We start from the raw sequence: 14,204 nt of genomic DNA, 5'->3' as shown, positions 1-14,204 counted from the left end.
GGTATCTGGAAAACTTTTTTGATTCGGTTTGGTCGGATAAATATATTCGAAATGAATATTATGTGGTATTTGCCCGAATAAGAAAGCGATCAGCGCATGGCTAAATACGAGGTTAAGGGCATATTGGGAAAATTTAATCAAACCGTTTTAATTTTTTTGGGAGATTTTATCATGGCAGAATCGAAGAGAATTGATTTAACCAACTACTACAATCCATTTGTAGGAAAAATCACTTTACATCCTAAAACTGCTTTAAACCATTATCTGTGGAACTCGCCAACAGAACCAAGTTGGGATGATATACGTAATAATTTGGATGGTAATAAGTGGAGAACTGGAGAGAATGCGAGCAGAAAAGTAATTCAACTTGATGCTAGCGAACATATGACGGTAGGTCCAGGACGTTTTGTTTCTGCTGTGGATTTTCAATATTTTCGTGATTTTTTCAATCATAAAGATTTAGCTCCGGGTACATATACTGTTAATGGTAGAAACGGTTCGAATAATTTGGATAATATATTAGGAGGGGAGAATGCAGCAGATGGCCTTTCTATTAATTTATATCAATACCTTCACCCATTAGGTCTGGATTTTGTAGAACGTGCGTTTGTATTTGGTAGCGAGACATATGAGGTTACTGCAGACAATGCGAACAAAGATCTTTTGTTTATAGTTCATGATGATGGCAGTAAGGAAATTAGGGGGCTAAAAATCACGCCAATAGAGCGCCCAGATGTGGATGAAAATGGGAATATTCAAGGAGATGATAATTTCGATTTTGAGAGCAGCACTCCAGGGATTCAACAGGTAAATAACGGCTTAAAAGTGGAATTGGATCCGCTTAAGACAGGCATAACGGTACCAATTGAGTATACGGGTGATGTAGATGCACTTACTATCACTGGATCTGACTTTTATCTATTAGAGAATAAAAAAGAGGCTTATACGAGTGTTAAATTAACTGTAGGAGATAAGGGTTATTTGGCGTCTGCTGGCGTTTTAAAGCCAATTTTGATGAGCTCGGAGTTCTATAAAAAAGTGTTTAATGAGCTGTTGTGGCGGGAAGCTAAAGAAAAAGTTGAAGATATACGGGAGATATTAGAAAAAATCAGAGAGTCGGTAAACGGCCCGATTGTTATTGATCTTGACGGTGATGGTGTGGAAACAATCTCATCGAATGAAGGTATCCGTTTCGATCATGATAAAAACGGTTCTAAAGAACAAACCGGTTGGGCAGGTAAAGATGACGGGCAGTTAGCGATAGACCTGAATCGAAATGGTAATATTGATGATGGTGGCGAGCTGTTCGGTAATAATACTCTGCTAGCTGATGGTAAAACTAAGGCAGTCGGCGGTTTTGAAGCTTTGGCACAGTATGATAGCAATGATAACGGTTTGGTTGATGAAGGCGATGAGCATTGGAACGATTTGTTGGTTTGGCAAGATGTTAACTCAGACGGTGTTGCCGGTGAGGGAGAGCTGAAATCATTGGGTGAAACTGGTATTGTGTCTATTAACCTAGATTACGATGAAACGGGTAAGCAGGATGAAAATGGAAATCTCCATAAGCAAAGTTCTTTAGCAACTTGGCGTGATGACAATACTACGGATACAGTAGACGTTTGGTTTAGAGCGGAGAGTTTTGTCAATGTGCCTGTTAATAAATTTACGCATACTGAAGAAATCGATCTTCTACCGGAGGTAATTTCTGTATGGGATATCCATAATCTACGTGACGCTATGACGCAAGATGAAACCTTGCTGGCACAAGTGAAAGCGTATATTTCTGATCCGACGCAAGAAAAATTGGAAGATTTGGTTTATCAGTGGACAGGTACGGTTGGGGTCGAGCCGAAAGGTGAGCATAAACATGTGGATATGCGGAAGCTGGCTGTACTGGAAAAGCTGGTAGGTGAATCGTTGGATATAAAATTGAGCAAGGATACTGGCAAAAAAGTGGAAGAAGTATTTGACCAGTTTGCGGATTATGTAGCTGGAAATATCAAAGTTCAAGGGTTATATGATAAACAGATTGGCGGTCAAATGTTGACTGCTGATGCAGATGGTAATATTTCTGCTGATTGGCTATCTGTCAATTTGCATATGGACAAATTGCTGATGGAAAAAGATATTGAAAAGGCTTCAGAGATGGCTGAGGCAATTGTTGATGCGTTGACGTATAACGATCAGCTTTCCGAATATATGATAGGTGCAGCTCAAGGATTTACGGCGGCAATATCCCACTACGGCGAAGTTGGCGACCTGAAAAAACTGGCAGAATTAGACGGTACGGTCGGAGACGACGGCAATAATCATCTGAAAGCCGGTTCGGAACACAACATCCTTTTGGAAGGAGCCGTATTGTTTGGTGACGACGGTAACGACAAGCTCAAGGGTGGTAAGGATAATGATGTTTTAGTAGGCGGTGCCGGCAATGATAAGCTGGAGGGTAAAGGCGGTTCCGACCTATATGTTTTTGAAAAGGATTTCGGCAAGGATAAAATTGATTCGGATGACGATGATGACGGTAGCGACGTTATTCGCTTTGCCGAATACTTGCAGTCTGATTTAAACTTTGTCCGTTCATCCGATAATTTGGTTATTACCACAAAAGAAGGAGATAACGCTCTGAAGGTTGAGGATTTTTTTGAAGACGGTAAAGATGGTGCATCAATTGATTCAATTGTTTTTGCCGATTATTCTTTCCTTGATAAGAATGCAATTAAAGATCTTGCAGAAACGGTTGGAGTTGGATGCGGCGGCAAAGCAACGGATGGGCACAGCTGTTTCAAATATGCAGAAAAACTTTCTGCACCGGCTATGCATTCGTCGCCTGCATTAGATGAAGCAGCAATGGAAATTGTGGGGTAAATTGATGAATAATGATTTCGGCTTTGATTAATTTGCCCAAAGCCGTAATAAACGTTAATTATCCTTAACCATGCCTGTCTGAAAACCTGAATCCGGTTTTCAGACAGGCATTTTATTTTGCCAGGGCAGGCGGGCGGTAAGCCAGGGCTGTTGAGCCGTTGCATGGATCAGGCTGTTTCAGAAAGGAATAAAACAATCGTTGTGCGGAGGAAAACAATATCGGGCAGAATGTTAAATCGCTTAAATGCCTATCTGAAACAACAACTTTTTCAGACAGGCATAGTCGTATTATGAGAATAATTCAAATGCATGAAATGGCATATTAACCCCCACTTAAAACAGGAGAAGATTCATGAGCAACACCGATACTTTGCAAAACACAACAGCGCAACTTGCCGATCAAAACGCAGTGGCTGAAGCCGGCAGAAAGTTGGTGGACGAAAGCGAAGAGCTTCATGTGGTTTTGCCGCATATTGATATCAAAACCGATATTCATACCGGTAATGTGTTGGACAACGCCCATTATTGGGAAGGCACACAGAAAGTTAAAGCCGAGGGTGCGTCTGTAACAGAGTTCACCATAGACGGCAAAACCTATCGTCCGGGAGAGGTTGTGAAAGGTGATGAATCCGGCAAGCTCAAGAATTTCACACTGAACAAAGACGGCTCTTATGTATTGGAAGTTGAAAACGGCGGTCATATCAGCGGTGTGCAAATCGGCTACAAAGTTGACGACGGCGACACCACGGTTGATTCCAAAATCAATCTGACCATTGAAAGCTGGGGCGCCCATCTTGATCCTTCGGATGCGGCGGATATTATTGCCAACGACCGCGACTCGTTTGTTGATGCCGGAGAATGGGTGGATAACGCCACCGGCAAAGTAAGCGGCAATGTACTGGAAAACACAGTCAATAAAGCCGGAAAAGACTTAACGATAGACGGTTTCGTGATCGACGGCATGAAATACAATGCCGGCGATGTGGCGGCGATTTTCGGTATCGGTACTTTTAAATTAAATGCCGACGGCAGCTATGAATTTTCAGTAGAGGGCCAGCGTGTGGATGCTGCCAAAATGCCGGCCGTAAGCTACACCATTAGCAATGGCGAAGGCAAAGAAAATGCCGTGCTTTATATTTCCATCGACCGCAGCAAGATCCCTGATGCTCCCTATGCCGAAGCCAATGACAAGGCGGATCCGATTGTAGATTTGAGCACCACTAAAGTGATGAGCGGCAGAGTGGATGACGGCAATGTGTTGAGCCACTATGAGGGAGACGATAAGCCTTATATTGCCGGCTTCAGAATCGGTAATGCCTATTATGCGGCGGGTCAGACCGTGAAAGTGGAGAACTTGGGCGAATTCACCATGAACCGGGACGGTTCTTACCGTATCAACGCCAGCGAGATTGCCGATGAAAACGCTTGGGTGCCGAGCGTGTCTTATACGGTAACCAACGGTTATAAAGCATCTTCTTCGCTCATGCGTTTCCAGATTGATAAAGATGATCCGTCTGACGAAGATGAAAACGTAAACAGCACAGAGAAAACGGTAACCGGCCAAGTGTTGGAAAATACAAACTATACCGTAACCGAATTTACGGTAAACGACACCGCATATAAAGCCGGCGAAACCGTGCAGATCGAAGGCGTGGGCAGCTTTACTTTGAACGCCGACGGTACTTACACATTGGATGCAAGCAATGCCGCCGCCGGTGTAACCGTGCCCGAAATTGAATATACCGTGAGCAACGGCTTCAAAACCGACACTTCAAGCTTGGAGATTACACTGGGCAGCAGCGCACCGGAACAACCCGCTCCGGAACAACCCGCTCCGGAACAACCCGCTCCGGAACAGCCAGCTCCGGAACAGCCAGCTCCGGAACAGCCAGCTCCGGAACAACCGGCACCGGAACAACCGGCACCGGAACAACCCGGCAACGAAGCTGCCCAAGCTGAATTAGTCGATGAAGATGAGAAAGGCGGCGATATTGGCGGCAATGTGTTGAAGAATGCAAGCAGTACACTGAACGGTCAACCGGTAGGCGAGTTGAGCGTAACAGAGTTTACTGTTAACGGAATGCGCTATGCTGCCGGTGAAACAGCGCAACTTGACGCAGGTAAATTCACGCTGAATGCCGATGGCAGATATTGGTTTGACGCTAACTTATCGCAACCGGGTTATACCTCGCCCGAGATTACTTATACGGTAAGCAACGGCGCGAAAACCGACACATCCACGCTGACCATCTTCTACGATTGGGGTCATTTGGAAGCAGACGGTGCCTTCTCTTATCCGCATGATTATGAAGTGTTGGAAGGCGATAACCGCACAGGCATGCCATTTATCGTGGAGGGCAAACACCATGATACCGAGCTGATTATCGGCGACAACTACAAAGACGCACCGGCAACCGGCGATAAGCTGGACGCAGGCAGCGCGTGGTTCAGTCTGATAAGTGATGTATTGGTGGGCGACCGTTTGAATATCGATTCGTTGGAGTGGCAGTCCGGTACCACCACCATCAAAGGCAGCAGCTACAATGATGTGGAAGAAGGCTTGGATGACTACATGGAAACAGTCCGCCCGGGCGTGGACAGCGACGAGGCCGTGTATAACTATGTGCGTGAAAACTATGCCCAACTGATGGATACCAATCCTCAGGGCGGAGATGATGTTTTAATCGGCAGCCATAGGGACGACATTCTGATAGGCAATGCCGGTAACGACACGCTCACGGGCAACGCAGGCAGCGATACCTTTGTGTTTATGATCAACAGCAACAGCGGTCAAGACACGATTACCGACTTTACCGTAGGCAAAGACAAACTCGAGTTTACTGATTTAGTCGATAACAGCCAGCTGCTTTGGGATGCCGAAAGCCGCGTACTCAGCTTTACCGGTGTACAGGACGGCCAGACCTATGAAAACAGCATTGCTATCCAAAATGCTTCAACCGATACGAAGCTGGAAGATTTGCTGACACCTGCAGCACCGCTTGTTTAACTAGGTAGCATCAAGCAATGCCTGTCTGAAAACTTTTTCAGACAGGCATTGTCGTATTGTAGAACGGTAAGACAAATGCATATTCTTGGCTTATTAAAACAGCACAGCATAGCCGTTTATGCCTACCGTTACGTTGTCGGATACTACAGATACTTGGGAGAATACAAATGGAGAATATTGAATTTAAACATAATCCCCCCGAAAAAGCCGCTAATCATCAATCTGCAACATGGTTTGATGACGGTGATGAATTGCTGCGCTATGTTTTCCCCCGCACAGCGCCTTTGGGCGGTTATGTTCATCAAGGTAATTTGCTGACCAACGCCATTAATAAAGTCGATGGTAAAGAGGTGGGCGGCATTACCGTAACCGATTTCACCTTCAACGGCAAAACCTATAAAGCAGGTGAGTTCATTACCGACAAAGGCGACGGCCGCGTGAACAACTTTACCTTGAACCGCGACGGTAGCTATGTGGTGGAGTTGGCTACTCAAGACTACGGCCGATCAGAAATAGTGTATACCGTGAGCAATGGCAAAGAGAGTGTGAAGTCAACGCTTTACATGTTTGCCGATCAAGATTTTGTAGACACAGGCACCTTGTTCGATAAGGGTGAGTGGGTGGATGCAAACACTGCGAAAGTGACCGGTAATGTATTGGAAAATACTCAAAACCAATCTGAAAACGCATTAAAAATCGATGGTTTTGTTATCAATGGTATGAAATACAAAGTGGGCGAAACTGCTGCAATCTACGGCATCGGCACTTTCAAAATGAACGCCGACGGCAGCTATGAGCTGTCGGTGGAAGGCCAGCGTATTAATTCGCACACAATGCCGGCAGTGTCTTATACCGTGAGCAACGGCGAAGAAGCGGAAGATTCCCTGCTCTATATCAATCTCGATTTGAGCAAAATTCCGCCTGCGCCGTATGCCGAGGCCAACGATAAGGCAAACGCCCATGTCGATCTGAATGCCACCAAAATACTCAGCGGCCGTATCGACAGCGGAAATGTATTGGACAAATATGAGGGTGACGATAAACCTTATATTTCCGGCTTCCGCATCAATAATGCCTACTATGCCACCGGCCAAACCGTGAAAGTGGATAATTTAGGCGAATTCACCATGAACCGTGACGGCTCGTTCACTATCAACGCCAGTGATGTGGCAGATGTAAACAGCCGGATTCCCAGCGTGGCTTATACCGTTACCAACGGATACGGAGCCTCTTCATCGCAAATGCATTTCCAAATTGATAAAAACGCACCGGTAGATGCCGATGAAAACGTTACCAGCGCAGAGAAAAGCGTAACCGGCAATGTGCTGGAAAACACACACTTTACCGTGACCGAATTTACGGTAAACGGCACAAGCCATAAAGCAGGTGAAACCGTACAGATAGAAGGCGTGGGCAGCTTTACGCTGAATGCCGACGGCGCGTATGTTTTGAATGCCACAACAGAATCTCGGGTTAAACTGCCTGCGATTGAATATACCGTGAGCAACGGTTTTAAAACCGATAAATCCAGCCTGCAAATCACCTTGCAAGGCAGCACGCCGCCCGATCCAGCACAGGCTGAATTGATTGACGGCGACGAAAACGAAACCTTTACCGATATTGTTCGAGGCAATGTGCTGGATAATGCCAGCAGCACACTCAACGGCGAAGATGTGGGCACATTAAGCATCACCGGCTTCACGGTCGACGGCATGCACTACAAAGCAGGCGATATCGTGCAGTTTGACACCGGTAAATTCACATTGAATGCCAATGGCTACTATAAATTTGATGCCAATATGTCGTTTACCAATTTTCAGGCGCCGGAGATTGTTTATACCGTGAGCAACGGCGCCAAAACCGATACATCCAGTTTGAAATTCGGCTACGATTGGTCGCATCTCGAGCCCAACGGCCCGCCTGCGCAGCAATTCGAATTTGTTATCAGCGCAGGAGACAACCGTAACGGAGAAGGCGTCGAGTTCAACGGCAGCATGTTGAAATCCGATTTAATGATTGGCGATAACTACAAAAGCGCTTCAGCAACCGATGACAAACTGGTTGCCGGAGAAGGCTTTGTCCGCGCGGCTAACGATATTCTGATCGGCGACCGCATCAATATAGACCATTTGGAATGGGAACCTTTTACCGGCGGCGACAAAATCAAAGGCAGCAGCTATGATGACACACTCAAAGGGCTCACAGATTACCTCGAAGCCATCCGGCCTTCAGGTAACGATTTCGCTGCTTCGCATCAGAAATATCAATATGTGCGCGAAAACTATCTTGACCTGCTCGATACCAATCCCGAAGGCGGCAATGATACCCTGATTGGCGGCCATCTGGACGACATCATCATCGGCAACGCCGGCAACGATACCCTCACAGGCAATGCGGGCAAAGATACCTTTGTGTTCACCATCAACAGCAACAGCGGGCATGATGTGATTACCGATTTCACCAAAGGTTTTGATACCATTAAGTTCAGCGACCTGACCGACCAATCCCAGTTGAATTGGAATGCCGACACAGGCATACTCAGCTTTACCGGCGTTCAGGGCGACCAAACCTATGAAAACAGCATCACGATTCAACATGCTTCGCAAGATTTGAAACTGGAAGATATCATTGCCGCCGCACCGGTTGTGGCGTAAACCCGAATGCCTGTCTGAAAACTTTTACCGCCACGCAGAAATACTGCCGGCTTGTTTTCAGACAGGCATTTTAAAAAACAATGTCCATTTTTATGAAGATTGCCATACACCCTTTAAACGAATTCACTCACCATATCGAAGAGCTGGTGCAAGCCCTGTTTGCCCAATGGCACGATTTTGCACCGTGGTCTTCGCCGGAAAAAATCCGCGCCTATTACCGACAATGCCTCAACCACGAAACCTTGCCTCGCGCCTTTGTTGCGGTAGATGCCGACAGCGGCAGGCTGCTGGGCAGCGCTGCGCTGAAACGGCACGACATTGCGCAACTGCCGCAATATGAATATTGGCTGGGCGATGTGTTTGTGTTGCCGGCTTGGCGCGGAGCAGGCGTGGGCGGCGTGTTGGTGCGTCATTGCCTGTCTGAAGCCAAGCAGCTGGGCATTGAAGAGCTTTATCTTTACACGCCCGATGTGCAGGCGGTTTACGAACGCTATGGCTGGCGCGAAATCGAAACCCGCCGGTACAACGGGGAGACCGTCAGCGTGATGCGTTTGGGTTTAAGGCAATAAATGGAGCATGAATAAACAATGCCTGTCTGAAAACTTTTCAGACAGGCATTAATGATTTAAGCATCGGGCAAGCGGCTCATCCAAATACCGCTGGCCAGGCAAATCACACTGGTAGCTATGCCAATCCACCATTGTTCGGGAAAGCGGACAAACATAATCATGCAGGAAACCGTCATCATCGTCCAAGCGAGGTATTTGGCGCGGCGGGGGATGGCGCGGTTGCGTTCCCAGTTTTGAATCATGGGGCCGAAGTAGCGATGCCGGTGCAGCCAGCGGTGAAAACGCGGCGAGGCGCGGGCCCAGCATACCGCAGCGAGTAAAACAAAAGGCGTGGTCGGCAACACCGGTAGGAAAATGCCGAGTATGCCGAGAGTTAGCGCAATCGCGCCAAAAAGCCAAAAAACAGAGCGGACTATCATAATCTTCCCGTATGTGTGTGCCTGATGGCAGTATATTATTTGTGTTTAACCGGGCAAACCTGCGGAATTTCAAGCTTTTCCCAGCCTTCGTGCCCCATTTCTTCCAACAAAGCGATATTGCGGCCAAAAATCGCTTCGGCATCGGGAAATGCTTCGGCAGCTTTGGCGATACTGTCTTCCCGAATCAGATGTAGCGTGGGGTAGGGCGAGCGGTTGGTGTAGTTAGTGATGTCGTGTTCTTCCGTGCCTTCAAACATGAAGCCGGGGTGAAAGGGCGCGATTTGGATGATGCCTTCCAAACCATTGTCGATAACCGCTTGGTCGGCAAAATCAAGCATATCGTTGAATTGGTGGAAATCAGCAAACAAACCGGGGTGAACCAGCAGGCTGGTTTCGGTTTCTTCCGGAGGCGTTTCTGCCAGAAGTTGCAGCTCGCGGTCGAGGTCTTCCAAAAAGCCGTCAAGATGCTTGGCATGGCTCACGGCGATGCGCACGCGGTTTTTGGCATACGGCGCTTTGGCAAAAGGGCAGAGGTTCAGCCCGATGACGGCTTTTTCCAGCCAAGTGCGGGTATGCTCGATAACGGTTTGATCGGAAAGTGTCATAACACAATATTGCTTTATAAGAACGGGTTGCAATTATAACCATGCCTGTCTGAAAACACACAAAGTATTTTCAGACAGGCATGATTTACGCATGTGCCGGCCGGGAAATAAGCGATTAAAGCAACACTTTTTCAATCCCGCCGTTGTTGGCTTTTTGGACGAACTCGTTTTGCCAGTTGTCGCCGAGGATGTGTTTTGCCATTTCCACCACGATGTAGTCGGCGGGCATGGCGTTGTCGTCGGTGTAGCGGCTCAAACCTTGCAGGCAGGCGGGGCATGAGGTGAGCATTTTTACCCGTTCGCCCTGCGGAAGTTGCTTGAGGTTTTTCTCGATTTCTTCCTGTTTGCGGAATTTCACCTGTGTAGCGATGTCGGGTCGTTTGACGGCAAACATGCCCGATTCGCCGCAGCAGCGGTCGCTTAACACTACTTCTTTTCCCATCAGCTCGCTGGTCATTTTGGTGGCGTTCATGGTTTTGATCGGGCTGTGGCAGGGGTCGTGATACAGGTATTGCTGGCCGCTTACGCCGTCGAGCTTGATGCCTTTTTCCAATAAAAACTCATGAATATCAATGATGCGGCAGCCGGGGAAAATGTCTTCGAAGCGGTATTTTTCCAGCTGGTCGTAACAGGTGCCGCAGCTCACGACTACGGTTTTGATGTCGAGGTAGTTTAAGGTGTTGGCCAAACGGTGGAACAGCACGCGGTTTTCGGTGGTCATCTGTTCGGCTTTGTCGTGGTTGCCGCCGGCGTCTTGCGGATAGCCGCAGCAGAGGTAGCCCGGCGGCAGCACGGTTTGCACGCCGGCATGCCAGAGCATGGCTTGCGTGGCCAAGCCGACTTGGCTGAACAGGCGTTCCGAACCGCAGCCGGGGAAGTAGAACACGGCTTCGCTGTCTTCCGGCAGTTGCGGGTTGCGGATAATCGGCACGGTTTTGTTGTCTTCAATATTCAGCCAAGCGCGTGCGGTTTTGATCGGCACATGGCGCGGCAGCGGTCGGTTGATGAAGTGGACCACTTGTTCTTTAATCGGCGAGCCGCCTGTGGTGGCTTTGGGCGCGGCTTTCTGGCGGCCTGCGCCGATATGGGCTTTCTTGCCCCAGTTGTAGGCCAGATTTTGCAATTTGAAACCGGCTTCCACCACGCCTTTGCGCAACACTTGGATGGTGCGCGGGTCTTTGGCGTTGAGGAAAGCCATACCGGCGGCGACGGCAGGGTTGAATTTGCGTTTGCCGGCTTTGCGCAGATAGTTGCGGATGGCTACGGTAACGTCGCCGAAGTCGATGTTGACGGGGCAGGGCTTCACGCAGCGGTGGCACACGGTGCAATGGTCGCCGAGGTCGTTTAATTCGTCGAAGTGGCGCAGCGATACGCCGCGGCGGGTTTGCTCTTCGTATAAAAACGCTTCGGTCAACAAGCCGACACCGAGGATTTTGTTGCGCGGGCTGTACAGCAGGTTGGCGCGCGGCACATGGGTGCTGCACACGGGTTTGCATTTGCCGCAGCGCAGGCAGTCTTTCACCGATTCGGCGATGGTGCCGAGGTCGGACTGCTCCATAATCAGCGATTCCACGCCAAGCAGCTCAAATGAAGGCGTGTAGGCATTGCGCAAATCCGAGCCGCGCATCAGTTTGTGGCGGTTGAAGCGGCCTTGCGGATCGACTTTGGCTTTGTAGTCCCAGAAGGGCTGCATTTCTTCGTCGGTAAGGAATTCGAGCTTGGTGATGCCGATGCCGTGCTCGCCGGAAATCACACCGTTGAGGCTGCGGGCGATTTTCATGATGCGTTCCACCGCTTTATGGGCGGTTTGCAGCATGTCGTAATCGTCTGAATTCACGGGAATATTGGTGTGGACGTTGCCGTCGCCCGCGTGCATGTGCAGGGCGACGAACACGCGCCCGCGCACCACGCGGCTGTGAATCTTGGCCAAACCTTCCATAATCTTGGTGTCGGCCTTGCCGCTGAAGATTTCAGACAGGGGTTTCATCACATCGGCTTTAATCGACACGCGCAGGCGGAAATCGCGGAAGGCGATGAAGCAGCTTTCTTCGTCTTTCGCTTCGGGCGCAGCATGGACGGCATGGCCGTAGCGTTGTTTGTATTCGCCCAAAGGCGCGTCGAGGTTGTCGAGCAGCCATTTCCAACGCTCTTTCACGGCAGAAACGTGTTGGAATGCGTGTTTGGCGCGTTCGCCCAACAATTCGCTGCTGGGCAGGTCGGTGCCCATTTTGTCCACCGGCAGGCGGCCTTGCAGGTATGCTTGCAGCGCGTTGCACAGAGCCAGTTTGTTTTTAATCGACAGTTCGATGTTGATGCGCTCGATGCCGTCTGAATACTCGCCCAAACGCTCCAGCGGAATCACCACGTCTTCATTGATTTTAAAGGCGTTGGTGTGTTTGGCGATGGCGGCGGTGCGGCTGCGGTCGAGCCAGAAGGTTTTGCGCGCTTCGGGCGTAACGGCGATAAAACCTTCGCCGTCGCGGGCTTGCGCGAGTTTGACGATATGTTCGGCGGCTACGGCTACGGCGGCTTCGTCGTCGCTCACAATATCGGCAATCAGCACCATTTTCGGGCGGCCTTTCCCCGCCGCTTTGGTGGCATAACCGACCGCACGCACATAACGCCAGTCGAGATGCTCCAAACCGGCCAGCTTCACGCTGCCGTGGCCGAGCATATAGTCGCGGATTTCCACGATAGACGGCGTGGCGTTGGCAACCGTGCCGAAAAATTCCAAACACACGGTGCGGATGTATTTCGGCATGGTGTGCAGCACGAAGGCCACGCTGGTGATGATGCCGTCGGTACCTTCTTTTTGCACGCCGGGCAGGCCGCTTAAGAATTTGTCGGTAACGTCTTTGCCGAGGCCGACTTTGCGGAATTTGCGGCCGTCGATTTCCAAACGTTCGGTTTTAACGATGTTGAGGCCGTCTGAATCCAATGTGTGCACATCGAAAACGGCGGTTTCTTCGTCGTGGATTTTGCCGAAGTTGTGGCGTACACGCTCGATTTTCAGCCACTCGCCTTGCGGGTTGACCATTTTCCAATAGGCAAGATTATCGAGTGCCGTGCCCCACAATACGGCTTTTTTGCCGCCCGCATTCATGGCCACGTTGCCGCCCACACAGGAAGCATCGGCGGAAGTCGGGTCAACCGCAAACACCAGTTTGGAGGCGGTGGCGGTTTCTTCTACGCGCCGCGTTACCACGCCCGCGCCGCAATGGATAATCGGATGTTTGCCTTCCAAGCCGGGCAGTTCCACATATTCCACGCCGTTGTGCTTGTCGAGTTTTTCGGTGTTGATGACCGCGCTCATGGCATCAAGCGGCACCGCACCGCCGGTATAACCCGTGCCGCCGCCGCGCGGAATAATGGTCAAATCCAGCTCGATTAAGGCTTTGACCAAAGGCGCAACTTCGGCTTCGGTGTCGGGATTCACCACCACAAACGGATATTCCACCCGCCAGTCGGTAGCGTCGGTAACGTGCACCACGCGGGCGAGGCCGTCGAACATGATGTTGTGTTTTTTAGTGATTTTGGAGAGGCGCGCCAGAATCTGCTCGCGCTTTTTGCGGGTGGTTTCGAAGCTTTCGTCAAACTGCGCTACAGCCCCTTCGGCCGCTTTCAATAATTCGGCAACTTGCTCGTTATCGTCGCGGCGTTTTTGGATTTCGTTTAAGCGGTGGCGCATTTCTTTCACCAAAGCTTCGCGCCGGTTGGGGTGATCCAGCAAGTCGTCCACCAGATAAGGGTTGCGCATCACGACCCAGATGTCGCCCAACACTTCAAACAGCATCCGCGCCGAACGGCCGGTTCTGCGCTGGCCGCGCAAGATTTGCAGCACGTTCCACGCTTCTTCGCCCAAAAGGCGGATCACGATTTCACGGTCGGAATAAGATGTGTAGTTGTAAGGGATTTCGCGAATGCGTTGCTGTGTGGTCATGGCAGGCGGTTCCGTTTTTTCGATTTATTTGCTAATTATAAATTATTGAATTTATTTTGATATGTAATAGTTTGATTTTTTATACTTTGCATATAAGGCTTTCGGGGCCTCAATGTTGGGTATTCTACTTGATTTTTTT

The 14,204-nt window shown here is 49.4% G+C and carries 7 protein-coding genes; 4 read left to right on the top strand and 3 right to left on the bottom strand.

Going from position 1 to position 14,204, the window contains the following annotated elements; genetic code table 11:
* Window positions 1–96 precede the first annotated feature (96 nt).
* The 4 genes from AKG09_RS08065 to AKG09_RS08050 all read left to right on the top strand — a co-directional run bounded on the left by AKG09_RS08065 (window position 97) and on the right by AKG09_RS08050 (window position 9,101).
* A complete protein-coding gene (locus AKG09_RS08065) occupies window positions 97–2,871 on the top strand; it encodes a calcium-binding protein (RefSeq protein ID WP_054618942.1) in 2,775 nt (924 codons plus the stop codon).
* Between the two features lie 352 nt (window positions 2,872–3,223).
* Window positions 3,224–5,878, top strand: coding sequence for a hypothetical protein (locus AKG09_RS08060; RefSeq protein ID WP_054618941.1), 2,655 nt, complete (start codon window positions 3,224–3,226; stop codon window positions 5,876–5,878).
* Between the two features lie 167 nt (window positions 5,879–6,045).
* Window positions 6,046–8,532, top strand: coding sequence for a hypothetical protein (locus AKG09_RS08055; protein WP_054618940.1), 2,487 nt, complete (start codon window positions 6,046–6,048; stop codon window positions 8,530–8,532).
* A gap of 92 nt (window positions 8,533–8,624) precedes the next feature.
* On the top strand, window positions 8,625–9,101 hold the full coding sequence (locus AKG09_RS08050; RefSeq protein ID WP_054619035.1) for a GNAT family N-acetyltransferase: 477 nt from the start codon (window positions 8,625–8,627) through the stop codon (window positions 9,099–9,101).
* A 56-nt stretch (window positions 9,102–9,157) separates the two neighbouring features.
* Here the strand turns inward: AKG09_RS08050 and AKG09_RS08045 are convergent, their stop codons facing one another.
* From AKG09_RS08045 to AKG09_RS08035, 3 genes are all read right to left on the bottom strand, one after another.
* Window positions 9,158–9,520 (bottom strand): YbaN family protein, encoded by a 363-nt coding sequence (locus AKG09_RS08045; RefSeq protein ID WP_054618939.1) that lies wholly within the window; start codon window positions 9,518–9,520, stop codon window positions 9,158–9,160.
* Between the two features lie 35 nt (window positions 9,521–9,555).
* A complete protein-coding gene (locus AKG09_RS08040) occupies window positions 9,556–10,125 on the bottom strand; it encodes a DUF1415 domain-containing protein (RefSeq protein ID WP_054618938.1) in 570 nt (189 codons plus the stop codon).
* Window positions 10,126–10,240: 115 nt separating this feature from the next.
* Complete coding sequence (locus AKG09_RS08035; RefSeq protein WP_054618937.1) at window positions 10,241–14,065, bottom strand: DUF3683 domain-containing protein; 3,825 nt, start codon at window positions 14,063–14,065, stop codon at window positions 10,241–10,243.
* Between the last annotated feature and the right edge of the window lie 139 nt (window positions 14,066–14,204).

Origin of the sequence: Neisseria sp. 83E34 (assembly GCF_001308015.1) — a bacterium.
Lineage (GTDB): Bacteria > Pseudomonadota > Gammaproteobacteria > Burkholderiales > Neisseriaceae > Neisseria.
This window is presented reverse-complemented; position numbering and strand designations above follow the sequence as displayed.

Coding starts and splice junctions, on each gene's coding strand:
- AKG09_RS08035 (WP_054618937.1), bottom strand. CDS start 14,065: ATGACCACACAGCAACGCATTCGCGAAATCCCTTACAACTACACATCT.
- AKG09_RS08060 (WP_054618941.1), top strand. CDS start 3,224: ATGAGCAACACCGATACTTTGCAAAACACAACAGCGCAACTTGCCGAT.
- AKG09_RS08055 (WP_054618940.1), top strand. CDS start 6,046: ATGGAGAATATTGAATTTAAACATAATCCCCCCGAAAAAGCCGCTAAT.
- AKG09_RS08040 (WP_054618938.1), bottom strand. CDS start 10,125: ATGACACTTTCCGATCAAACCGTTATCGAGCATACCCGCACTTGGCTG.
- AKG09_RS08045 (WP_054618939.1), bottom strand. CDS start 9,520: ATGATAGTCCGCTCTGTTTTTTGGCTTTTTGGCGCGATTGCGCTAACT.
- AKG09_RS08050 (WP_054619035.1), top strand. CDS start 8,625: ATGAAGATTGCCATACACCCTTTAAACGAATTCACTCACCATATCGAA.
- AKG09_RS08065 (WP_054618942.1), top strand. CDS start 97: ATGGCTAAATACGAGGTTAAGGGCATATTGGGAAAATTTAATCAAACC.